The sequence below is a fragment of the Fictibacillus norfolkensis genome, from assembly GCF_014836645.1.
In the GTDB taxonomy this organism is placed as follows: Bacteria; Bacillota; Bacilli; order Bacillales; family Fictibacillaceae; genus Fictibacillus; species Fictibacillus norfolkensis.
Genome location: NZ_JACSQM010000003.1, coordinates 275,987 through 298,074, shown reverse-complemented (window position 1 = coordinate 298,074; position 22,088 = coordinate 275,987). Strand labels below are relative to the sequence as shown.

22 protein-coding genes and 1 other RNA gene are annotated in these 22,088 nt (G+C 39.4%); 18 read left to right on the top strand and 5 right to left on the bottom strand.

What is annotated here, in order from left to right:
* Positions 1 to 108: 108 nt before the first annotated feature.
* Entirely contained in the window at positions 109 to 1,368 is a 1,260-nt protein-coding gene (gene bcbE, locus H9648_RS08785) for a bacillibactin exporter BcbE (protein WP_191753520.1), read from the top strand.
* 61 nt (positions 1,369 to 1,429) lie between these two features.
* Here the strand turns inward: bcbE and H9648_RS08780 are convergent, their stop codons facing one another.
* Both H9648_RS08780 and zwf read right to left on the bottom strand, forming a co-directional pair.
* Complete coding sequence (locus H9648_RS08780; protein WP_191753519.1) at positions 1,430 to 2,041, bottom strand: cyclase family protein; 612 nt, start codon at positions 2,039 to 2,041, stop codon at positions 1,430 to 1,432.
* A gap of 3 nt (positions 2,042 to 2,044) precedes the next feature.
* On the bottom strand, positions 2,045 to 3,547 hold the full coding sequence (zwf, locus tag H9648_RS08775) for a glucose-6-phosphate dehydrogenase (RefSeq protein ID WP_191753518.1): 1,503 nt from the start codon (positions 3,545 to 3,547) through the stop codon (positions 2,045 to 2,047).
* 94 nt (positions 3,548 to 3,641) lie between these two features.
* Between zwf and H9648_RS08770 the strand changes: the two genes are divergently transcribed.
* From H9648_RS08770 to H9648_RS08705, 14 genes are all read left to right on the top strand, one after another.
* Positions 3,642 to 4,481, top strand: coding sequence for a sulfurtransferase (locus tag H9648_RS08770; protein ID WP_191753517.1), 840 nt, complete (start codon positions 3,642 to 3,644; stop codon positions 4,479 to 4,481).
* Positions 4,482 to 4,524: 43 nt separating this feature from the next.
* The gene (locus H9648_RS08765) at positions 4,525 to 5,355 is read left to right on the top strand and encodes a PHP domain-containing protein (RefSeq protein ID WP_318243504.1); all 831 of its coding nucleotides are present in this window, start codon (positions 4,525 to 4,527) and stop codon (positions 5,353 to 5,355) included.
* A 70-nt stretch (positions 5,356 to 5,425) separates the two neighbouring features.
* Entirely contained in the window at positions 5,426 to 6,022 is a 597-nt protein-coding gene (locus H9648_RS08760; RefSeq protein WP_191753515.1) for a trimeric intracellular cation channel family protein, read from the top strand.
* Between the two features lie 266 nt (positions 6,023 to 6,288).
* Positions 6,289 to 7,143: a putative beta-lysine N-acetyltransferase gene (gene ablB / locus H9648_RS08755; protein WP_191753514.1), complete on the top strand. Its 855-nt coding sequence runs from the start codon at positions 6,289 to 6,291 to the stop codon at positions 7,141 to 7,143.
* Between the two features lie 56 nt (positions 7,144 to 7,199).
* Positions 7,200 to 8,597 (top strand): sigma-54 interaction domain-containing protein, encoded by a 1,398-nt coding sequence (locus H9648_RS08750; protein WP_191753513.1) that lies wholly within the window; start codon positions 7,200 to 7,202, stop codon positions 8,595 to 8,597.
* Positions 8,598 to 8,756: 159 nt separating this feature from the next.
* Positions 8,757 to 10,181 (top strand): lysine 2,3-aminomutase, encoded by a 1,425-nt coding sequence (gene kamA, locus H9648_RS08745; RefSeq protein WP_191753512.1) that lies wholly within the window; start codon positions 8,757 to 8,759, stop codon positions 10,179 to 10,181.
* A 13-nt stretch (positions 10,182 to 10,194) separates the two neighbouring features.
* Entirely contained in the window at positions 10,195 to 10,467 is a 273-nt protein-coding gene (locus H9648_RS08740; protein WP_191753511.1) for a YokU family protein, read from the top strand.
* 136 nt (positions 10,468 to 10,603) lie between these two features.
* On the top strand, positions 10,604 to 11,971 hold the full coding sequence (locus H9648_RS08735; RefSeq protein WP_191753510.1) for an aspartate aminotransferase family protein: 1,368 nt from the start codon (positions 10,604 to 10,606) through the stop codon (positions 11,969 to 11,971).
* 14 nt (positions 11,972 to 11,985) lie between these two features.
* The gene (locus tag H9648_RS08730) at positions 11,986 to 12,717 is read left to right on the top strand and encodes a CoA transferase subunit A (protein ID WP_191753509.1); all 732 of its coding nucleotides are present in this window, start codon (positions 11,986 to 11,988) and stop codon (positions 12,715 to 12,717) included.
* Positions 12,660 to 13,322, top strand: a complete 663-nt coding sequence (locus tag H9648_RS08725; RefSeq protein ID WP_191753508.1) for a 3-oxoacid CoA-transferase subunit B — start codon at positions 12,660 to 12,662, stop codon at positions 13,320 to 13,322. The genes H9648_RS08730 and H9648_RS08725 overlap by 58 nt, the downstream gene beginning before the upstream one ends.
* 19 nt (positions 13,323 to 13,341) lie before the next feature.
* Positions 13,342 to 14,604 carry a peptidase gene (locus H9648_RS08720; protein ID WP_191753507.1) on the top strand — a complete coding sequence of 421 codons (1,263 nt, stop codon included), beginning with the start codon at positions 13,342 to 13,344 and terminating at the stop codon, positions 14,602 to 14,604.
* Entirely contained in the window at positions 14,601 to 15,908 is a 1,308-nt protein-coding gene (gene gabT, locus H9648_RS08715; protein WP_191753506.1) for a 4-aminobutyrate--2-oxoglutarate transaminase, read from the top strand. Before H9648_RS08720 ends, gabT begins: the two co-directional genes overlap by 4 nt.
* Positions 15,909 to 16,048: 140 nt before the next feature.
* On the top strand, positions 16,049 to 17,503 hold the full coding sequence (locus tag H9648_RS08710) for a hypothetical protein (RefSeq protein WP_191753505.1): 1,455 nt from the start codon (positions 16,049 to 16,051) through the stop codon (positions 17,501 to 17,503).
* 35 nt (positions 17,504 to 17,538) lie between these two features.
* Positions 17,539 to 18,972: a hypothetical protein gene (locus tag H9648_RS08705; protein ID WP_191753504.1), complete on the top strand. Its 1,434-nt coding sequence runs from the start codon at positions 17,539 to 17,541 to the stop codon at positions 18,970 to 18,972.
* A gap of 38 nt (positions 18,973 to 19,010) precedes the next feature.
* Here H9648_RS08705 and H9648_RS08700 read toward each other — a convergent pair whose 3' ends face one another.
* Positions 19,011 to 19,262, bottom strand: a complete 252-nt coding sequence (locus H9648_RS08700) for a DNA alkylation repair protein (RefSeq protein WP_191753503.1) — start codon at positions 19,260 to 19,262, stop codon at positions 19,011 to 19,013.
* Between the two features lie 107 nt (positions 19,263 to 19,369).
* Here H9648_RS08700 and H9648_RS08695 point away from each other — a divergent pair, with 107 nt between their 5' ends.
* The 3 genes from H9648_RS08695 (at position 19,370) to H9648_RS08685 (ending at position 20,695) form a co-directional block, all read left to right on the top strand.
* Positions 19,370 to 19,510: a hypothetical protein gene (locus H9648_RS08695; protein ID WP_171005448.1), complete on the top strand. Its 141-nt coding sequence runs from the start codon at positions 19,370 to 19,372 to the stop codon at positions 19,508 to 19,510.
* 30 nt (positions 19,511 to 19,540) lie between these two features.
* Positions 19,541 to 19,725, top strand: a non-coding RNA gene (gene ssrS, locus H9648_RS08690) — 6S RNA.
* 82 nt (positions 19,726 to 19,807) lie between these two features.
* Entirely contained in the window at positions 19,808 to 20,695 is an 888-nt protein-coding gene (locus tag H9648_RS08685) for a 5'-3' exonuclease (RefSeq protein WP_191753502.1), read from the top strand.
* On the opposite strand, the gene H9648_RS08680 is transcribed toward H9648_RS08685, so the two are convergent.
* Both H9648_RS08680 and H9648_RS08675 read right to left on the bottom strand, forming a co-directional pair.
* Positions 20,692 to 21,621, bottom strand: coding sequence for a DMT family transporter (locus tag H9648_RS08680; protein WP_191753501.1), 930 nt, complete (start codon positions 21,619 to 21,621; stop codon positions 20,692 to 20,694). The genes H9648_RS08685 and H9648_RS08680 overlap by 4 nt on opposite strands.
* Positions 21,614 to 22,021, bottom strand: coding sequence for a reverse transcriptase-like protein (locus H9648_RS08675; protein ID WP_191753500.1), 408 nt, complete (start codon positions 22,019 to 22,021; stop codon positions 21,614 to 21,616). The genes H9648_RS08680 and H9648_RS08675 overlap by 8 nt, the downstream gene beginning before the upstream one ends.
* Between the last annotated feature and the right edge of the window lie 67 nt (positions 22,022 to 22,088).

Below are 22,088 nucleotides of genomic sequence, written 5' to 3'. Positions count from 1 at the left end.
ATTAGTGTAGCTTTAATTCGTTTCTTGAGTCAATGGGTGGATTTTCTTGTATGGTTTTTTGACTTTTTACAATACTAAAGATGTAATAGTACGGTTTTGGAGGAAATTATGGAAGCAAAGAAAAAGTGGGACTTACTTGCACTCGCATCCATTCCCCTTGTGATGACATTGGGGAATTCTATGCTCATACCCGTTTTGCCTGAGATCGGTAAAGAATTAAATATAAGCTCTTTTCAGGTTTCGCTGATCATTACGGTGTATTCGATCGTTGCTATTCTGTTAATACCGATCGCTGGATATTTGTCGGACCGTTTTGGGCGTAAAAAAGTAATCATCCCTAGTCTTTTTATAGCCGGAATCGGAGGATTGATATGTGGTTGGGCGGCATGGCAATCTGATCATGCATTTACTTTTATACTTATTGGAAGATTTTTTCAAGGTGTTGGTTCTTCAGGAGCTGCACCAGTCGTCCTACCATTAGTAGGGGACATGTTTAAGGATGAAGAAGAAGTGAGTTCAGGTTTAGGATTGATCGAAACATCCAATACAGTCGGTAAAGTATTAAGTCCTATTCTAGGGGCATTTCTTGCAACGATCGTTTGGTTTTTACCGTTCTGGCTCATTCCTGTATTTTGTATTGTTTCTATCTTGTTAGTCATGTTCTTAGTTAAAGTGCCAAAAAAGGATCAAGAAAAACAACCTTTTAAAGAATACTTACAAAACGTAAAGAAAATTTTCCATAACGAAGGAAGATGGCTCTTCGCCATTTTTTTAATCGGTGGCATTATCATGTTTGTTCTGTTTGGTATCTTGTTTTATCTATCGACCATATTAGAAGAGAAGTATGGTGTAAAGGGAGTCATGAAAGGGCTGGTGATCGCTGTTCCGTTATTAGCTCTGTCGATCTCTTCATTTATTGCAGGTAAAAAGATCAAACAAAATAAAATCATCATGAAGTGGTGTACGTTTATCTCTATGGCGCTTTTGGGTGGCTCTGTCTTTTTAATCACGTTTACAGAAAACGTCTATTTTCTTTTAGGTGCACTTTTTGTGGCAGGTATAGGAATTGGTGCGGCTCTGCCAAGTTTAGATGCGTTAATCACAGAAGGAATTGAAAAAGAAGCTAGAGGGACGATCACTTCGATCTATAGTTCGATGAGATTTGTTGGTGTAGCCCTCGGACCACCGATCTATGCTATTCTCATGAAACAGTCACATGAGATTGTTTTTTATACTTCTGCAGGAGTGAGTATTATTGGAGCGATCGCTGCATTTTTTGCTATCAAACCTGAGAAGAAAAAAGGTGGGGGAGATGAAGAAAAGAAAGATCCTAATCACACTAAGAAATTAAAACCTGCTTTAGAATAAGAATCAATTAACAAAAAAACAAGGGCATTGCATGTGGAGCTATGCAAGCCCTTGTTTTTTATTATTGTTCAATAAGTACGATTCTTGCAGGAGATGCATCAAGACCTCTTATTTTTAGAGGAGCAGCGACCATTAGATATTCCCCTTCAGGAACTTCTTTTAACTGAAGTCCTTCGATAATGATGATGTTGTTTTGAAATAGCTGTTTGTGAGTAGGATGGTTTTCTTGTGCTCTCTCTACCCCTAATGCGTCAATTCCAACACCTGCTATACCGATTTCAGCTAACACTTTAGCTGCATCACTGTTTACATATATGAATTCAAAATTGAACTCGGTGTCCCATGAATTTTTTGTTTTAAATAAGACAAAATCATCTTTTTGAATATCTTTATCAGCCAGATCTTCAGCCGAAATAAAACCAGTAGAACCTGTTAGATCGATAACTTTAGCTTTTCGAACCAATTTTTCGATCGGAAGAGTTTCGATCGTATCACCGCCAGGAACCATGTGCAGCGGAGCATCAACATGTGTTCCTGTATGAACATCCATTGAGATGCGTGTTTCTGTTACATGAGCATTTTGTGCTGTTTTGAACTCGGGTTGTTTTTCAGGTTTGTTCTTATAGACTGGCATTCCCTCAAAAATCGGTAAAGAGACATCAAATATTTTCATGAATTAACATTCCTCTCTTACTTTTGTAGGTTCCCACCAAGAATGTCCGTCAGCTTTTAATAGTTCGTCTGCTTCTTCAGGCCCCATGCTTCCTGATGGATAGTGTGTGAGCTTAGAACCGGTTCCGTCTTGCCACGATTTAGTGATGCGGTCAATAAAGTCCCAGCTGAGTGCTACTTCATCCCATCGCGTGAAATAAGTAGAGTTACCAAGAAGACAATCGTGCAGAAGCTTCTCGTATGCTTCAGGTGAGTTCATTTCTGCTGTACTATTATTGTTGTAAGTCATATCGATCGGCAAGAGATCAGGAGTATCACCTTTTGGTTTTGCATTAAGTGTAAGGCTAACACCTTCATCCGGTTGAACATGAATTCTTAACAAGTTAGGCTGATAATTTTCTGTGTTCGCATGATAAAGTGCCATCGGACCCTGTTTAAATTGAATAACGATCTCTGTAGATTTTACAGCCATACGTTTACCTGTACGAATATAGAAAGGAACGCCTGTCCATCGGAAATTATCAATGAATAGCTTAGCTGCTACAAAAGTTTCGGTTCGAGACTCTGGATCTACGTTATCTTCGTTCATATAACCAGGAACTTGATCTCCGTTCATATTTCCTTCTGAATATTGTCCGCGGATCACATTCTTCTTCACCTCTTCTTCTGAAAAGAAGCGCAATGATCGAAGAACTTTAACTTTTTCGTCTCGTATGTGTTCAGGTTTCAATTCACCAGGCGGTTCCATTGCCACCATCATGACCATTTGAAGCATATGGTTTTGTACCATATCAAGCAGGGCACCTGATTTTTCATAATAACCGGCTCGGTCTTCAACACCTAATGTTTCACTTGATGTAATCTGAACAGAATCAATATATTTATTGTTCCAGATGGATTCAAAGATGGCATTTCCGAAACGGATCACTTGGATGTTCTGAACCATCTCTTTTCCAAGATAGTGATCGATACGGTAAATATCATTCTCATTGAAACTTTGTTGAATCTCTTCATTTAATTTCGTTGCTGAAGGCAAGTCATTACCGAATGGTTTTTCGATAACGATACGTTGCCAACCTTCTGTATTCGTGATTCCTTCTGATTTTAAGAAAGTAGGAATCGTTCCGAAGAACTTAGGAGCCATCGCAAGATAATACAGGCGATTTCCATTCGTTTGATAATCTCTGTCGAGCACATTCAACAGCTCTTCTAACTCATGATAGCTTGCTTCACTCGTTACATCCATCTTTAAATAATAAAAATGGGAAGCAAACTTTTCTACGATTTGTCGATCTGCACCTTTTGCATGTTCATGAATAGCAGACGCAACTTCAGCTTGAAACTCTTCATGAGAGAATTCTTTTCTTGAAACACCTACAACAGAAAAGTTCTCTTTCATATGTCCCTTTTGATACAATTGATAAAGAGCGGGAAAAAGTTTTCTGTGAGCAAGGTCACCAGTCGCTCCGAACAATACGATGGATGCGTTAGGAATACTATGTATCATCTGTACGTCACTTCTTTCTATCTGTTCTAATAGTTACAGCTTTCCCTAGATGAAGTTAAAATAACGAACCACTTCATAATACAGGAGGTCAAATATGTCAAATTTCGTAAGTCCTGAATGGGTGAACCAAAAGGTGAACAGTGCTGATATCGTGATCTTTGATTGCAGGTTCTCATTAGCTGAACCGCAAAAAGGGCATGAACTGTATAAGAACGATCATATCGAATCTGCAATTTATGTGGATCTTGAGCAACATCTCTCAAGAGCCGTTTCAGCCCATGGTGGTCGTCATCCATTACCTTCCGTAAACATACTATCACAATTTTTTAGCCGTTGTGGTGTTGACCAAGAAAAAATTGTAGTCGCCTATGATGATCAATCAGGCAGCATGGCTGCAAGACTTTGGTGGATTTTGAAATACTTAGGACACGATAACGTTTATGTCATGCAAGGCGGCTATACACACTATAAAGAAAAAGGATATGCCATCTCAAGTAAAATGCCTATAGAAAAACCTGCACATTTTACTCCAAAAGTGAGAGTTGAAATGTTGAAAAGCATAGAAGACGTATTACGTGAAATGAACAAAGAGGATACACTTATCGTCGATGCCCGAGAATTCAAACGATATACAGGAGAGTTCGAGCCTATCGATCATGTGGGTGGTCATATACCTAATGCGATAAACATCCCTTGGGAAAGTCATATACAAAAACCGGGGTGGTGGAAAAGCCGACAAGAACTAGAAGCGAAGTATAGTGGAATGAATGAAAGCAAATCTGTTGTTGTATATTGCGGTTCTGGTGTAACGGCCTGCGTCAACATACTGGCAATGGATGAAGCGGGAATCACAAATAAAGCTTTATATGCTGGCAGCTGGAGTGATTGGATCAGCTATGATGAAAATCCAATAATAAAAGAAGTCACTAAATAAAATTTCACGTACCGTAATTAAAAAATGATTTTAGGAGATGAAAATGAAACTAAGCGATTTACATACCCATACTACAGCATCTGACGGGACCTTATCTCCTGCTTCAAATATTAGGCGAGCGGTTGAAAAAGGTCTAGGCGCGATAGCGATCACAGATCATGATACAGTTAATGGAATTCCTGAAGCGATGTTAGAAGCTAAAAATCATGAAGGTTTTACTTGTATTCCAGGTATTGAGATAAGCACTTTATACGAAGGTCAAGATATTCATGTATTAGGCTATTTTATTGATTATGAAGATGATGACTTTTTAAAAGCATTAAGCAGGCTCACTTCTGTCAGAGATAAAAGAAATAGAATGATCCTTGAAAATTTAAACAACCTTGGAATTCCCGTAAAGGAATCTGAGTTAGAAGCGAAAAGACATGGCAAAGGAAATGTAGGAAGAGGGCACATTGCAGAGATTCTAATGGAAAAAGAAATCGTAAAATCTCTTCCTGAAGCTTTTGAAAAGTATTTAGGAAAAGGAAAACCTGCTTATGCTTCAACGGACCGTATCTCTCCGATCGAAGCGATCCAATTGATCAAGAAAGCCAAGGGAGTTCCTGTACTAGCTCATCCTGGCATTTACGGAGCAGATGAACTCATTCCAATCTTAAGTAAGAACGGCTTGGTTGGACTTGAGTATAATCACCCTGATCATACGAGGAAGCAAGTTGCTTTTTATGAAGAACTAGCAGATAAGCACTCCTTAATAAAAACAGCAGGTAGTGATTTTCACGGGTTCCGTAACGGAGAAGTTTTCCATGGAGACATTGGCAGCTGTTCTGTCCCGATCAGCACGATAGATGTTTTGAGAAGTTTTAGTAAATAATGCTTGCCAGTCGGCCGAGAACCTTATAAGATTCAATACGGAACATATTGATTGGAGAGGAAGAAAGGGTTTGACTTGGGATTTATTAAACGTCATTGGAACGATCGCATTTGCCATTTCAGGTGCATTAGTTGCAATGGAAGAAGATTATGATATTCTAGGCGTCTTTATTTTAGGGCTCGTCACGGCATTTGGCGGAGGAATATTGCGTAATGTGTTGATCGGTCTCCCTGTAGATACGATTTGGGAGCAAGGACTTCTTTTAAAATCAGCACTTGCCTCTATGGGGATCGTATTCTTTATGCCAGAGGGCATGATACAATTTTCGAAGAGGAGCCTTCACTTTTTTGATGCCATCGGCCTTTCAGCATTTGCGATTCAAGGTGCGATCGCTGCTTCAAGCATGAATCATCCTATAAGTGCGGTTATTGTTGCTGCAATCCTAACAGGTATTGGCGGAGGGATGATTCGTGACGTCTTGGCTGGCCGAAAGCCGGTCGTATTGCGTGAAGAAATATATGCAGTATGGGCTTTATTAGGCGGATTAGTTGTTGGTCTAAATATTGTTAATAGCACTGTGGAATATATGATTCTTTTTGTTTCATTAGTTGTGTTTAGAATGTTGTCACTGAAACTCAATTGGAAACTTCCGCATAGAGCTTTATGATATACATCCGGTTTGTTCTAAAAGATTGCTGCACGTTTTGCAGTTGCTACTAAAGGCGCGTTTCGGCAGGAAGTTCACTGCACGCTCCATGAAAAGAGAGCAAGTGTGAGCGGTAATCAACTAGTTCAAAACAACTTGATATACGTATGCAATCTTAACTTAACAGCCTAAGATGAAACCACCCTAAAACAGAGGGTGGTTTTTTGTGCAGGATTCTAAGCATATATTATTGAAGTTATGAAAAGGACATTATAGGAGGCAAAACCATGCAGACCACATACTACCAAAACAAAAGAATCAATAGGACTCATTTTATCGCAGATACATGTTTTGATTTTTACAGCGAACGCATACGAGCAGACGATTATCGAGGAAACGTCAACTCTTTATCAGAATGGCTTGAAGAAGAAGCGGTAATTAATGGATTTCATAAGATCATTGTTAAATCGAAAAGAGATGATCTCTCTCTTTGGCAAGAGCTCGGTTATATTAATGAAGGAGAGTTTAGTGGATATTTTAATGGTGCCTCAGCATTCGCTATGTGTAAATACCTTACAAATGACAGAAGAAACAGCGCGTATTGGGTAGATGAAGATCGTATTTTAAAAGATGTATTAAAGATAGGAACAGGATCAAAAAATCAGCCTCTTCAAAGCAACTATTCTTTAAGAATGGCTGACATAGGGGATGCAAATTCTCTTGCAGAGCTGTATGGGAACGTATTCCAAGTGTATCCTACACCGATGAACGATCCAGAGTATGTACGGAAGATGATTCAATCAGGCACATTATTTTGTGTTATTGAGCATGATAAAAGAATCGTTAGTGCTGCTTCTGCAGACGTCAATGGGACGTATCATAACGCTGAAATCACAGATTGTGCGACAACCCCAGAGCACCGAAAATTTGGTCTTATGAAGCATCTGATTGATCAGCTTGAAAAAGATTTATTTCAAAGAAATATTTATTGTTCCTATTCCATCGCTAGAGCCCTCTCTTTTGGTATGAATGCCGTTTTTCATCAAAGAAGCTACATATTTAAAGGAAGACTAGCGAATAACTGTAAAATTTTTGATAAATACGAAGATATGAACATTTGGGTGAAGGATTTATCGAAATGAGTGCCGAATTTTAGGCATATAGTGACAAAATTTAAGCACTCTTGGTGGTGATCTTTATGATATCTAAATCATTAGAAACAGCAGAAACTTTAAATGCCATATTAAAGACGATCGATGAGGGTATACATGTAGTTGATGCAGATGGAATTACTATTTTTTATAATTCGGTGGCTGCATCATTAGATGGTTTAACATCAGACGAGGTTCATCATCATCATGTACTTGATGCGTTTCCATCTCTAACAAAGGAAACAAGCACACTAATCAAAGTAATAGAAACAGGTAAACCCATCTATAATGAACATCAATCCTACACGAATCGCAAAGGTAAACAGATCGATACGGTGAATTCTACGCTGCCACTCTGGTTGAATGGAGAACTGATAGGTGCTGTTGAGGTAGCGAAAGATCTATCGAAAATAAAAGTGCTTTCTGAACAGCTGATCGATCTGCAAAAAAAGATGAAAGTTAAGAAAAAAACAAATAAAGATCAACCGTTTGCTGCTTATCATTTTACTGATATCATCACGGACGATCCCGAGCTAAAAGAGGTTAAATTACAATGTAACCAAGCTTCTCAAACCAACTCGCCGATCATGTTATATGGAGAAACAGGCACTGGTAAAGAGATGTTTGTTCAAGCGATACACAATTCTTCTAAACGTGCGTCCCATCCGTTTGTCGTTCAAAACTGCGCCGCGATTCCGGGACCTCTGCTTGAAGGGATATTATTCGGAACAACAAAAGGCAGTTTTACTGGTGCCATCGATCGGCCAGGAGTGTTTGAACTAGCAGATGGAGGCACTTTATTCTTAGATGAACTCAATTCAATGCCAGTTGAATTGCAAGCAAAGCTCTTGAGGGTCGTACAAGAAGGTGTAGTAGAGCGGATAGGAAGTCATGTTTCTCGAAGCGTGGATGTTAGGATTATTTCTGCGTTAAACGAACGACCGGATCTTTGTATGGATAAAGGAAAGCTGCGAAGGGACCTTTATTATCGATTGAATGTTGTTTATTTTGAACTGCCCCCGTTAAGGCAAAGAAAAGGGGATATTGCATTCTTAGTGAAACATTTTGTAGACTATTTTAATCTTAACTTTGGAAAAAAGGTACGAGGAGTTACACCTGAAGCTGAAAATCTCATAAAACGTTATTCTTGGCCAGGCAATGTTCGAGAACTCAAGCATGCGATCGAGCACTGTATGAATTTCGCTGAAGATGATTCATTGATCGAGGTATCATTACTTCCAAGACATGTAACGATCAATAATGAACTTGATGCAGGATTTAGAAAAGAATTAACAACCATACCTTCATTGAGACAGGCACTAGGAGATTATGAAAAACAGATCATAGAGATGGCACTCCAACATACTTCTGGCAATATTCTTCAAGCTGCAAAAATTTTAGGAGTACCTAGACAAACTCTGCAATATAAAATAAAACAAAAATGAACTGCTGAATTTTCGGCAGTTCATTTTTGTTTTATTAATCGGCCCATATTGTAAAGATGATGCATAAACTATAGGATAAATAGTTATATTCTGAACTTTCTGTAACTTGGCACGATTCTTGCATGAATTAACAGTGTAGAAATAAAGGAGGTCATTAGAATGCCTGTAGTGAATGGATTATTCAAACCAAAGAAACATTGGAGTGAATTTGAATTATGGAAAGATGTTACAGAAGACCAATGGAATGATTGGCTTTGGCAGCTGACTAACACCATCAGAAATTTAAAAGATCTTAAGAGCATCATTAACTTGACGCCTGAAGAAGAAGAAGGCGTTAAGATCTCCACGATGACAATACCGTTAAACATTACACCTTATTATGCATGGCTCATGGATCAAGATGACCCTAGATGTCCGATTCGTATGCAGTCCGTTCCGATCGGTAAGGAGATCTTAAAGACGAAATATGACTTGGAAGATCCTTTACATGAAGATGAAGATTCGCCTGTTCCAGGTCTTACACATCGCTATCCTGACCGTGTTCTTTTCCTTGTAACGAATCAGTGCTCCATGTATTGCCGTTATTGTACGAGAAGACGTTTTTCTGGGCAGATTGGTATGGGTGTACCAAAGAAACAATTGGATGCAGCCATTAACTATATTCGAAACAATCCACAAGTTAGGGACTGTTTGATCTCAGGCGGCGACGGGTTATTAATTAATGACAACATCTTAGAATATATATTAAAGAACTTAAGAGAAATACCTCATCTTGAGATCATTCGGATTGGAACACGTGCTCCAGTCGTTTTCCCGCAAAGAATTACAGAAAACCTATGCAATATTTTAAAGAAATATCACCCAGTTTGGTTGAACACGCATTTCAACACTTCGATCGAAATTACAGAAGAATCTAAAAAAGCCTGTGAGATGCTTGCGAATGCCGGAGTTCCTGTAGGCAATCAATCTGTTATTCTTGCAGGAATCAATGATAGTGTTCCAATTATGAAAAAGCTGATGCATGATCTAGTGAAAATTAGAGTAAGACCATATTATATCTACCAATGTGATCTGTCTGAAGGAATAGGTCATTTCCGTGCACCTGTTTCTAAAGGTTTAGAGATTATAGAAGGTTTGCGTGGTCATACTTCTGGTTACGCTGTTCCAACATTCGTAGTAGATGCTCCAGGAGGCGGAGGGAAGATAGCTGTTCAGCCAAACTATCTCATCTCTCAATCACCAGAAAAGGTAGTGCTTCGTAATTTTGAAGGTGTGATTACTTCTTATCCTGAGCCTCAGAACTATCAAGCTGGAACAGCGGACGCTTATTTCAATGAAGTGATGGGAACCGATCACATCAAACCTGCGATCGGAGTTTCGGCACTCATGAGCGATGAAGCGTTCAACCTGGTTCCGGAAGGATTAAAACGCCTTGAACGAAGAGAAGATTATGATACGAATCCGGAGCATAGTTCATTAAAAGATAAGCGTGACAAACGTGATGAATTGAAAGAGAAAAAATATAAGTTTGAACAGACAAAAGACGAAGGAATTTCAGCGACTACTGAAGAAAGAAATGCATAGAGAGGAGGATAACATGAAGTGCTTATGGTGTGAGAATGAAGAAGCAGAGCAGGCAGGATTGACAGGGTATTGGGAACTGCCGGATGGTTCAAGAGCCGTCCAAATAACTGTAATCCCTTCTGTATCCTGTTCTTCTTGCGGTATGGAATATCAAGAAGATCATATTGTAGATGAAATTGAAGATCAACTCATGTTAATAGATACAAAGAAGATAGATTCAACGATTTCCTATACAGAATTAATGAGCATACCGAGGTTTTTAAAGAAAAATTATTTTAAGTTGTAACATCAGTAGAGTAAGGGAGTATCTTGTTTTAGGCTGTTTCTTAAAAGATTGGTCTTTTGACAACAATGTTTACGAAACAGCCTTGTTTTAATAGTGATATTCCCTTTTTAACCCTCATGAGGAAGGAGCCTTTTTTATGAGAAAATCACATCTCATCAAACCGGTTCTAGGAAGCGCTTACCCTGTTATCAGTCATGGCAAAGGAATCTATTTATACGATAAAGACGGAAAGCAATATATTGATGGCTCGTCAGGTGCGATCACGTGTAATATCGGTCACGGAGTACATGAAGTTGCTGAAGCCATGTGGAATCAAGCAAATCATGTATCTTTCGTTTACCGTTCGCAGTTTACAAGTGAAGCGGCAGAACAATTAGCGGAAAAAATAGCTCATTATGCGCCAGGAGATTTGAATTCAGTGTTCTTTGTAAATAGTGGATCAGAAGCAACCGAGACAGCACTTAAGGTTGCTATTCAGTATTTTCAAGAACAAGGAAACATGACGAAAACAAAAATGATATCCCGATGGACCAGTTATCATGGAATAACACTTGGCGCACTGTCAATGTCCGGTCACAAACTAAGACGACAACGGTTCACATCATTGCTGGAAGATTTTCCTGCTGCACATCCACCTTATTGTTACCAGTGCCCATTAAAAGAAACATACCCTGGTTGCGGTGTGAAATGTGCAGATGACTTAGAATCATCGATTCAAGCCATCGGACCAGATCAGATCGCTGCTTTTATCGCGGAACCGATCATCGGCGCATCTGGAGGAGCGATCGTACCACCAGACGAATACTTCGGAAAAATTAGAGAGATCTGTGATAAATATAATATTTTACTGATCGCTGATGAAGTAATGACAGGCATGGGCCGTACGGGGAAAATGTTCGCGATGGAACATTGGAATGTAACTCCTGACATTATTGCGATAGGAAAAGGCATGAGTGCAGGCTATACACCGATGGCCGCGACCATCGTTTCAGACCGAATTATGAACGTGATCGAAGCAGGAAGTAAAGTAGTGATGAGCGGACACACGTTTAGCGCAAATCCACAATCTGCTGCTGTTTGCCTTGCTGTTATTGATTATATGGAACGAAATAAACTTCAGGACAATGCTCGGGTTATGGGACAGTATCTGATCAATCATCTACAGCGACTTCAATGGAAGTACCCGTTAATCGGTGATGTAAGAGGCAAGGGTTTGTTATGTGGCATTGAATTTGTTAAAAATCCGATCACACGAGAACCTTTTGAGATCACTACAAAAGTTACCGATCGACTGTTATCTATCTGTTTTGAAAACGGCTTGCTTGTTTATCCTGCGGTAGGGGGAGTAACTGGATTTTCTGGAGACTCAATTCTTTTGTCTCCGCCGTTGAACGTTACGAAAGAACAGATCACAGATATCATGGATATTCTAGATCAATCCATTGGTGAACTGACTACCCTGCTCATTAAAGAAGGTTTATATATTACAGAAGCAACTAGCTGAAAGAGGTGTTGTGAATGGCCAAAGGTGTTGATAAACAGATCACACTAGAAAGTGCCTCTTCTTATTTTCATAATGGCATGTCACTTATGGTCGGCGGCTTTGGAGGAGTGGGTGCTCCTCCAACTCTTGTTAATCTCATTTTAGAAAAAGATATTAATGATATCTTTCTGATAAGTAACGATACGGGTTTCCCTTGGATCGGACCCGGTAAGCTGATCACGGAAAAAAGGGTAAAAAAATTAATCGCTTCTCATATCGGCTCAAACCCTGAAGCGGGTAAACAGATGCAAGATGGGTCCCTAGAAGTGGAATTTGTTCCGCAGGGTACACTTGCTGAAAAAATAAGAGCTGGAGGTATGGGACTTGGCGGTATTTTAGTAGATGTTGGTCTAGGAACGGTTGTTGAAGCGAACAAAGAAAAAGTCTTGGTCAAGAACAAAGAATACATGATCGAACCAGCTTTAACGGCTGACGTGGCGATCGTTTATGCCAAAAAAGCCGATCGGTATGGAAATCTCATCTATGATAAGAGCGCTCGAAATACGAATCCACTCGTGGCTATGGCGGGACAAATAACAATCGCAGAAGTAGAAGAGATCGTTCCCGTAGGTTCCCTTAATCCGGAAGAGATCGTTACGCCAGGCGTCTTTATAGACTATATCATTCAGAGTAAAGGAGTGGACTGGAAATGGGTTTGGGAACTGAAACAAGGCACAGGATCGCAAGAAGGGCAGCCCTCGAAATAAGTAATGGAATGATCGTTAACCTTGGAATCGGTATTCCCACGCTTGTTGCAGATTATATTGAAAAAGACCTACATATAATGCTGCATACAGAAAACGGTATCTTAGGCATGGGTGGGTCACCACAAGCAGGAAGTGAAGATGGTAACCTATCGAATGCCGGAGGATATCCAGTTTCCATCAAGCCAGGAGCTTCTTACTTTGACAGCGCCACGGCATTCGGAATCATTAGAAAGGGATTGCTTGATGTAACCATATTAGGAGCACTAGAAGTGAGTGAAAAAGGAGATATAGCAAATTGGATCGTCCCAGGAAAGCGGGTTCCTGGAATGGGTGGAGCGATCGATCTTGCACAAAAAGCAAAGAAAGTCATTATTTTAATGAACCATACGGATAAGTACGGAAATCCTAAGATTGTTAAAGACTGCTCTCTTCCGCTTACGGTCAAGGAAGGCGCAGACATGATTATCACAGAGAAAGCCGTTTTTCACTGTGAAGATGGAAAACTTTATCTTCGTGAGATCATGAGCCCATATACGGTAGAGGAAGTTATCCAGACAACAGGTGCTTCTATTGTTGTAGATGAACACATATCTGTTTTCCAATGAGAAGTTAGGGAGGTAAAATATGTTAGTTAAAGAAAAACTCTCAAACTGGTTGATGGGCGAACAAGAAAACGCCATTCATTTTTTACAAAAAACGGTTCAAGAAGCGAGCACGACTGGAAATGAAACGGGTGTACAAAAATTGATTGCAAGAAAACTTGAGGAAATGGGACTCGAGGTTGATATGTGGTATCCGGATGGAGAAGAGTTAGCGAAACATCCTAATTTTTGTGCAAGCCGGACAGATTTCAGTACAAGTCCTAATGTTGTTGGAATCTGGCGGGGAAAAGGAAACGGGCGTTCACTTGTTCTAAACGGTCATGTGGATGTCGTGCCAGAAGGTGATATTAACCAATGGAACGATCCGCCTTACAGTGGCAAAATAATAGATGGTAGACTCTACGGCAGAGGATCAACAGATATGAAAGGTGGAAACCTCTCCCTCTTACTAGCCATTCAAGCACTTAAAGAAACAGGGGTTCAGTTAAAAGGCGATCTACTCTTTCATAGTGTCATAGAAGAAGAGAGTGGCGGTGCAGGAACGCTCGCTGCAGTTTTACGAGGGTACAAAGCAGATGCTGCCATTATTCCCGAACCTACGAATATGAAGATCTTTCCTGCTCAGCAAGGTTCTATGTGGTTCCGGCTAACCGTAAAAGGAAAAGCGGCACATGGGGGAACTCGCTATGAAGGAGTTAGTGCTATCGAAAAAGCGGTAGTCGTACTAGATGCTATTAAACAATTGGAAATCATCAGAAATGATAGAGTGACAGATCCTCTATACAAAGATATTCCCATCCCCGTTCCGATCAATGTAGGGAAGATCTCAGGAGGAAACTGGCCGTCGTCTGTTCCAGATACGGTTGAAATTGAAGGAAGAATAGGCGTTGCTCCTAATGAAACATTGGAAGAAGTAAAAAACGAACTTCAGAGCTATCTATTAAATGTTTCAGACCCGTGGCTAGAAGAGCATAAGATCTCTGTAGAATGGTTTGGTGCACAGTGGCTGCCAGGTTTGATTGAAACACAACATCCTCTCATGAACATGCTCTTAAAGAATTTTGAAGATGTAGTTGGAGAGCAACCCATCATCGAAGCGTCTCCATGGGGAACTGATGGCGGCTTATTATCTCATGTCGGCGACACTCCGGCGATCGTGTTCGGGCCAGGAGTTACAGGGGTCGCACATTATCCAAACGAATATATTGAGATTTCGAAGATCATGGAAGCTGCTGAGATCATAGCTTTAACGATCTATGACTGGTGTGGAGGCGAGAATAGATGAAGAAATCAGAAGAGTTATTAAAGCGAAAAGAATTAAACGTCCCAAGAGGTCCTTTTAATACGGTCTTGAATTTTGTGGATCATGCTAGCGGAAGTACGATGGTTGATGTAGATGGTAACGAATATATTGATTTTGCTGGAGCAATCGGAACATTAAACGTTGGTCATTGTCCGCCTAGAGTAGTTGAAGCCCTAAAAAACCAAGTAGAAAAATATATTCACCCATGTTTTCACGTGATGATGTACGAACCTTACGTTCAGCTTGCAGAAAAATTAAACGACATCACACCAGGAGACCATCATAAGAAAACGTTCTTTTTAAACAGTGGTGCAGAAGCTGTAGAAAACGCTGTTAAGATCTCCAGAAAATTCACAGGCAGAAAAGCCATCATCTCATTCGAACGAGGATTTCACGGCAGGACGTTGCTCGCCATGAGTTTAACAAGCAAAGTAAAACCATACAAGTTTGAGTTTGGACCTTTTGCGCCAGAAACGTATAAGATGCCCTATCCATATTATTACCGAGAAGATCGTAATGTGGAGGAAACCGATAGAGCGATCTTAAAGAAATTCGAAGACTTCTTCTTAGGCGAGGTTCCACCTGAGGAAATTGCAGCGATCATCTTTGAACCCGTTCAAGGGGAGGGTGGATTCGTTATTCCTTCGAAAACATTCGTTAAAGGTCTTCGCGAGATTTGTGATAAATACAATATCCTGTTAATCGCTGATGAGATACAGACTGGCTTCGGTCGTACAGGAAAAATGTTTGCGATGGAACATTTTGATGTTGTCCCAGACCTCATGACGATGTCAAAATCGATAGCGGCAGGCCTGCCGATCTCAGCTGTAACAGGCAGAGCGGAAATCATGGATGCACCAGCGCCAGGTGAAATCGGGGGTACCTATGGAGGAAGTCCATTAGGATGTGTTGCCGCGTTAGAGGTTATCTCAATGATTGAAGAAGAAGGATTGTTGACAAGAGCAAATCAGATTGGTGAAATGATCACCAATACCTTTTCAAAATGGAGAGACCAATACGAATTTATCGGTGATGTCAGAGGTATAGGAGCCATGTGTGCACTCGAGATCGTGAAAGATAAAGTGACGAAAACACCTGACCCGGATCGTGCGAAAAAAATCATTGCACTTTGTAACCAAAATGGAGTAGCCATTATGGGGGCTGGTCTTTACAGTAACGTTATCCGTATTCTCTCTCCACTCGTAATCTCTGATGAACAGCTTCTTAAAGGTTTGAACGTGATTGAGAAACAGCTCACGAAGGTCAGTGAAATGGTATCGTCATAAATACTGATTGTAACCTCGTCTCTTCAGACGAGGTTACTTTATTATTTCGAGCGTTTTTTCAAATTAATGGATATTAACGGAATGAAAATTCGGAAAATTATGCTAATATGATGGTATAGATGCTAAAGGGGCTGTACGACTTGCAAATCATTAAAAAACTATTGATCGGTTCTGTCTTAATTGGAGGATTCGTTGTTTATACACAATACGAAAAAAGTGCTGAACCAACTTGGACAGTAAATAAGGAAGAATTTTCGGTCGTAAACACATTCAAGGATGGAATGAAAAGAGAATATATCAAGTTCGATGAATTAGAGATGATAGATAAATACGGTTTTCTTAAAGACGTAAACAAGACAGTGACGCTAAAAGAATCGTATCGAACGTTAAAGATTGAAAAGCTCTGGAACATGAATGGACGCATGTATCTATTATACAGTGTGGATGTTAAAGAAAGAGATAAGGACGAGTATCATATTCCGAGGCTCTCTGTTAAAAACATGCAGTTTCAGACAAAAGAGGGTAAGGAACTCGTGCTCAAGGCTGGTGAAGAGATGGGGCAGCCGGGAACTAGAGACGAAGGATTCGTTTATAAGCACCGTTTATACCGCTCCATGATGCTGATGCCGAGTATGTTCGATTCTTCAGAGAACGATTGGTCGATCGTTTCAAAAGCTCATATCGTTCGATTACAGGACCTTACGATTTCTTCTAAAGATAAAGGGATAGACTCGATTCAAGATATTGGGTTAACGGTTCCTTCAGAAGATCCTTATTCAACAGTATTGAAAAGTGAACCGATCGATCAAACGTTTACATATGGTGATAACAAAAAAGTAAAGATCAAATCAATTGATGCTTTACTTTATGAACAAAGACTAAGCGTAGAAATCCCAAATGATGTAAGTTTAATCGGATTTGCTAGCAAAGAAAATAAATTACAAGACCAACCTTTGACATATGGGATTCTAGGGACTAATAAAAACGGGTTTTACGTTCCCATCTATGATATGCCAGGAGATGTTAACAAGAAAAAAGAAAGGTCTGTCACTTTTACTTCTTCTGTACATAAAGATCCTCGTTCTTTCTCATGGACAATTCCAAAGAAAGATATTGAAACGTTTTTAGCTAATACAAATCAACCGGTATTAAAGAGCCAAGAAATTTTAAAGATAGGTAATACGGTTATACGTTATGAAGGCATGACCATGTTTGAGGGGAGCCCTAGAATTAGGTTGAGCATATTCACGGATTCTAGTCAGCATTTACATCACCTGCGCCTGGATCCCGATCATTATTATAGTAATGCCGAAGTACCTGACGATTACGAACGGGTGTATAAAAACAATATTATCTCGATTTCAGATGAGAAGAAAACGAGAATTAATAACTTCGAAGTACATAGTTCAGAAGAAGAAAACAAAGCCACCTACTATATCACGTTTTATAACAAAGAAGAGATGGAAAACGGTGAGATGAAACCAATCTTAATTCCTGAGAGTGACTTGACGATTACTTTATCAAATCTCTCTTATTTAAAGCCTCTTAAAAATCCGGTGGACATTAAGTATAAGAACATCATGATCGTGAACTGAACAAATGATGAAAGTGGTAAAGGAGACAGGTTACTTTGAGCACCAAGCGAAATAAGATCATCATTGGGCTTTTGCTGTTAATTGCATTTGTCATTTACACGCAATATGAAAAAAGCGCAGAGCCAACGTGGAAAGTTAACGATGAAAATTTTGTTGTGATGGAAGATTGGGAAGAACTTATGGATACAGAGAAATCAAAATTCAGCGACCTTAAGTTTGCCGATCATTTCAAGCTATTAAAAAACAGTCAGATCTCTATACCGTTAGCGAATAATCAGCGAAAGTTTCAGGTAGAAAGAACCTATAACTTCGGACAACAGCTGTACATTTTATATAGTGTAGACCTTGTAGAACGGGATAAAGAGGAGAGTGATATTCCTCGATTATCGGTTAATCAAGTTGAGATCACATCCAAGAAGGGAAAGACTTTTCGTTTTCCTACCGATATCTATGAAGGAGAAGGCGCGATCGGTGGTGTTGTGTACAAACATAAATTATACCGGTCCGTGATGGTACATGCGCAATATGATAACATTGAAACAGATGAAGATTGGAAAGAGGTCTTTAGCAGTGAGACGGTTAAGCTTCTGAACCCAACATTGACTTCAAACAAAGGGAAGATGAAGTTAGATCACTTAACTTTTAAAGTCAGACCTCATAATGTTTTTGAACTGCCTCCTGTTCTTGCTGCCGAAAAAATTGATCGATCTCTGCAGCTTTACAACAACGAAGAAGTTCACTTGGATAAGTTTGAAATCTATCAAATGGGATCAAGAATCAAGTTGGACTCAAATATTAAAGATCTTGTTTCTCTATTTGGAACCATTGAAAATGGACAGGATAATTACACGTTACATGCAGATATCACAGAAAATGAAGGTTCAGGGTACTATATGGAAACGTATTCTGCTCTAGATGACCTTCTTAATATGGACGATTCAGATCATTTAAAATTGTCGTTTACACACTCCGTTCATAGAACGGACAAATCGTATACATTTCCGGTATCTAAACAAGATCTTGAGCAATTTGCAAGCAATCCTGAAAAAGATATAACAAGAAATGAAGTTGTCGCTAACGATAGTGATTATAAAGTGATTTACAGAGGAATTGAAAATGATGTTTCCAATAACGAAAAAGGAATTCGGTTTTCTATCGAGAGCAAAGTAGAAAATGTAGGACAAGAAGAATATCTTTATTTTCAACCCAACTATAATGAGAATAGGATCCATAACGAAGAACGTTTTTTGAACAACCTCGTCACGATAAAAAATTCGTCAGGAGAAACACTGCAAAATTTTGATGTGATGCAAACGTACGATAGTGAGCAATCGGGGTTCTTATTATTTTTTCATGATGGTCTTCCGAAGGGTGACCTCACCATTACTCTTTCAAATATAGCAAAAATTTATCCTTTACAAGAAAAGGTAGAAGTCCCGTTAAAACTTCCTGCAGCTGACAACCATTAGGAAAAAGACTGCCGCAATGTATAACGGCAGTCTTTTTTCTATGCTCTTGGATTACTTTGTGCACGTTTGATATACATCTCTTCTTCTCCCACGATGCCACATGCTCCGCACTGAATCAGTCGTTCTGAACCTTTATACGGAAGATGGAACATATCCAACTCACCATCTTCGTATTGTTGAACTACATCACCAGTGGATGGATCAAGCTTAACCGCTACAGGGCTTTGTTCGATCACGTTAAAACGCGTTCGGTTCGTCTTACAGTTTGGACATAAATAAGGATTTGCCATTTTTAAGAAACCCTCCTTTTTAGTCTTAACTTAACCAATCAAGGAAAAATTATGTAAGTTATATTTTTATTTCATTTAGCCATAGTAAGAAAAAGGAGGGATACATTATGGGTAAACAGAAAAAAGCCAACGCTAATGCACAGCGCAATAATAACGTGAAAGAAAACGGTGCAGACAACCAAACGGAATTTGCGTCTTATGCTGAGATGGAAGTGGAAAAGATGCATCACGGCAAAAAAACAAAATGATTTTACTTCTTAAGAAACTGGTAGTATAATAAAATTCTGCGATGTTCGTGGCTTTTCCATGTCTTTAACCTATGTGCTAATGACGGGAATCCAATATGATCTGTCAGACAGTCAAGCCTAGCATTCGACTTGGAAGGCTGTAACGGCAGCTGCGGATACCCACCTGAGAAATCAGGTTCCAAAGGCATATAAAGCCACGGCAGAGCGGATTTTACTTAAACGACAACAAGCGTATTTTACATCACATGTAAAATGCGCTTTTTTCATAACATATTTTTACCGGGGGATAAAAAGAAGATGGAAAAGAAAGAAGTATTACTGTTAATCGATGGATTCAATCTGCTTAGCAGATGTTATTTTGCTACAGCTTATGGAAAAGAAATGCATGATCTTCCTCGAAACTCAAAAGGGCAGTTTACGAATGCCATACGCGTTACCATTCAGAAACTGCTTATGCTCGTTCGAGATCATGAGCCTTCTCATATTGTTGTTGCTTGGGATGTTAAACGCGATGAAACACTCCGAAGAGAAAAATTTGCTGATTACAAAGGGACAAGAAACGAGTTGCCTGAACCACTTATCCAGCAATTTGAGACACTTGTTCAACTTTTTGATAACATCGGAATCACACAGCTTACGATTCCTAGATATGAAGCGGATGATATCATCGGTACACTGGCATATCGCTGGCGAAACGAACGTGACGGAGAATGTATCATCTACAGCAACGATCGCGATCTTTTGCAGCTCCTTTGCGAGAAGACTTCACAGCTTATTACAGTAAAAAGAGATGAGCTAAAATATACGCTGAATCACTTCCAGGAAGAGTATGGAATAACACCTGCTCAGTGGATCGATGTAAAAGCTTTACTAGGCGATAAAAGTGATAATATTCCTGGGGTAGCGGGAGTTGGCGATAAAGCTGCACTTCCACTCATACAACAATATGGTGCTGTTGAATCGATCTATGAAAATTTCGAGAATTTAGATCCTAGATATAAGAGGTATTTGAAAAAACTCGAAGCAGGGCGCGAGATGGCTGTTCTTAGTAAAGATTTATGTACGATTTTTACTGATGTTCCTGAAGTAGTCGACAGAGACTTAGAGGAATGCCGATATATTTTAGATAAACAGAGTGTTCGAAGCGCATTAGAAGAATTAGAGATTGAAATAAGAGTGGGTTAAATAAGATCCCACTCTTTTTGTTTGCGTTTTATCAACTTCTTTTTGAACTTAATTTCAGATAAAATCATGCCGAATAAAATCAACCCGCAACCAATCAATGATTTTAAACCCAGTCGTTCATTTAGCATGATATAAGCAGTAAGTGCCGCAAAAACAGGTTCCATCGCAAAGATTAAAGCCACTCTTGCAGGCGTTGTAAACGATTGAAAGTGTGTTTGAGCCAAAAAAGCTAGAGCTGTTGCAAAGAATGAGGTGATCAAGAGAGCACTGATTACTTCCGGCTGTTGAACCAACTTGGCCGTGAACATCTGCTGCCAATCTTCCATCATGATGGCAGTTATAAAACTAAATAGAGCAACGGTCAAAAGTTGGATAATGGTGAGACATATAGCGTTGTATGATGAAGCAAACTTTCCTGTGAACACGATATGAAGAGCAAATGAAATAGCACATAATAGAACATAACCATCGCCAGTGTTCAACGAAAGGCTGTTGTGGATCGTTAATAAATATAAACCGAGTACAGCTATTATAGAGCTAATTCCTACTTGCCAATTCAGTTTGTTCTTTAACAATAAATAACTGAATAAAGGCACCAAGACAACACTTAATCCTGTTATGAACCCAGCTTTGGAAGACGTGGTATATAATAATCCTACTGTCTGAAATCCGTATCCTAAAAATAGCCAAAAGCCAAGTATGATACCGCTGATCCATATCCTCCTGTCTGTAAAATGACTGAGTGACGAACGGTTAAACAAGAAGATAATTAGCAATAATGTTATAGCGGCAATGGAAAAACGTACGCTATTAAATGAATAAGGTTCTAAGAACGCGATTGCTTTCTGGACGATAACGAAAGTCGAACCCCAGATCAGAGCTACAAGGAGTAGATTGAAGTCGGCAAACCAAGTCTTTCTAAACATCTGTCGGTCTCTTGTTTAATTGAATGGCCTGTCGGGCAAGTTCGTCTGCAATCTTATTTTGCTTTGAAGGAATCCACTTAATAAAGAACAGATCCAATTGCTCTGAAAGATTTAGAGCTTCTTCTAAAAGTTTGGTATAACGTTTATCTTTTGCAAATCTTTTATCCACCGCGCTCTCAACTGCTTGTGAGTCTGTGCGGAACGATACGATTCTCCAATTATGTTCGATACATAATTCTAAACCATGTATAAGAGCTCTAAATTCCGCTTCATGGTTACTCATCGTACCGATTGGAAAACGATACGAATGTGTAGTGCCGTTTCCGACTTTTACATATACGCCAGCTCCGGAAAGTCCGGGATCACCTGCACTTGCACCATCAATGTATATCTCTATCAATTCTTTCTCTCCTCTATATGATTATATTCGTATTATAAAGGACTTTATAAAAAACAAAAAGGAGATT

What these genes read in the sequence shown, in the direction of transcription:
- H9648_RS08695 (WP_171005448.1), top strand. Translation starts at nt 19,370, where the DNA reads ATGGGTAAACAGAAAAAAGCCAACGCTAATGCACAGCGCAATAATAAC.
- H9648_RS08730 (WP_191753509.1), top strand. Translation starts at nt 11,986, where the DNA reads ATGGCCAAAGGTGTTGATAAACAGATCACACTAGAAAGTGCCTCTTCT.
- gabT (WP_191753506.1), top strand. Translation starts at nt 14,601, where the DNA reads ATGAAGAAATCAGAAGAGTTATTAAAGCGAAAAGAATTAAACGTCCCA.
- H9648_RS08725 (WP_191753508.1), top strand. Translation starts at nt 12,660, where the DNA reads ATGGGTTTGGGAACTGAAACAAGGCACAGGATCGCAAGAAGGGCAGCC.
- H9648_RS08740 (WP_191753511.1), top strand. Translation starts at nt 10,195, where the DNA reads ATGAAGTGCTTATGGTGTGAGAATGAAGAAGCAGAGCAGGCAGGATTG.
- H9648_RS08735 (WP_191753510.1), top strand. Translation starts at nt 10,604, where the DNA reads ATGAGAAAATCACATCTCATCAAACCGGTTCTAGGAAGCGCTTACCCT.
- H9648_RS08685 (WP_191753502.1), top strand. Translation starts at nt 19,808, where the DNA reads ATGGAAAAGAAAGAAGTATTACTGTTAATCGATGGATTCAATCTGCTT.
- H9648_RS08770 (WP_191753517.1), top strand. Translation starts at nt 3,642, where the DNA reads ATGTCAAATTTCGTAAGTCCTGAATGGGTGAACCAAAAGGTGAACAGT.
- ablB (WP_191753514.1), top strand. Translation starts at nt 6,289, where the DNA reads ATGCAGACCACATACTACCAAAACAAAAGAATCAATAGGACTCATTTT.
- H9648_RS08780 (WP_191753519.1), bottom strand. Translation starts at nt 2,041, where the DNA reads ATGAAAATATTTGATGTCTCTTTACCGATTTTTGAGGGAATGCCAGTC.
- kamA (WP_191753512.1), top strand. Translation starts at nt 8,757, where the DNA reads ATGCCTGTAGTGAATGGATTATTCAAACCAAAGAAACATTGGAGTGAA.
- H9648_RS08750 (WP_191753513.1), top strand. Translation starts at nt 7,200, where the DNA reads ATGATATCTAAATCATTAGAAACAGCAGAAACTTTAAATGCCATATTA.
- zwf (WP_191753518.1), bottom strand. Translation starts at nt 3,547, where the DNA reads ATGATACATAGTATTCCTAACGCATCCATCGTATTGTTCGGAGCGACT.
- H9648_RS08680 (WP_191753501.1), bottom strand. Translation starts at nt 21,621, where the DNA reads ATGTTTAGAAAGACTTGGTTTGCCGACTTCAATCTACTCCTTGTAGCT.
- H9648_RS08700 (WP_191753503.1), bottom strand. Translation starts at nt 19,262, where the DNA reads ATGGCAAATCCTTATTTATGTCCAAACTGTAAGACGAACCGAACGCGT.
- H9648_RS08765 (WP_318243504.1), top strand. Translation starts at nt 4,525, where the DNA reads ATGAAACTAAGCGATTTACATACCCATACTACAGCATCTGACGGGACC.
- bcbE (WP_191753520.1), top strand. Translation starts at nt 109, where the DNA reads ATGGAAGCAAAGAAAAAGTGGGACTTACTTGCACTCGCATCCATTCCC.
- H9648_RS08720 (WP_191753507.1), top strand. Translation starts at nt 13,342, where the DNA reads ATGTTAGTTAAAGAAAAACTCTCAAACTGGTTGATGGGCGAACAAGAA.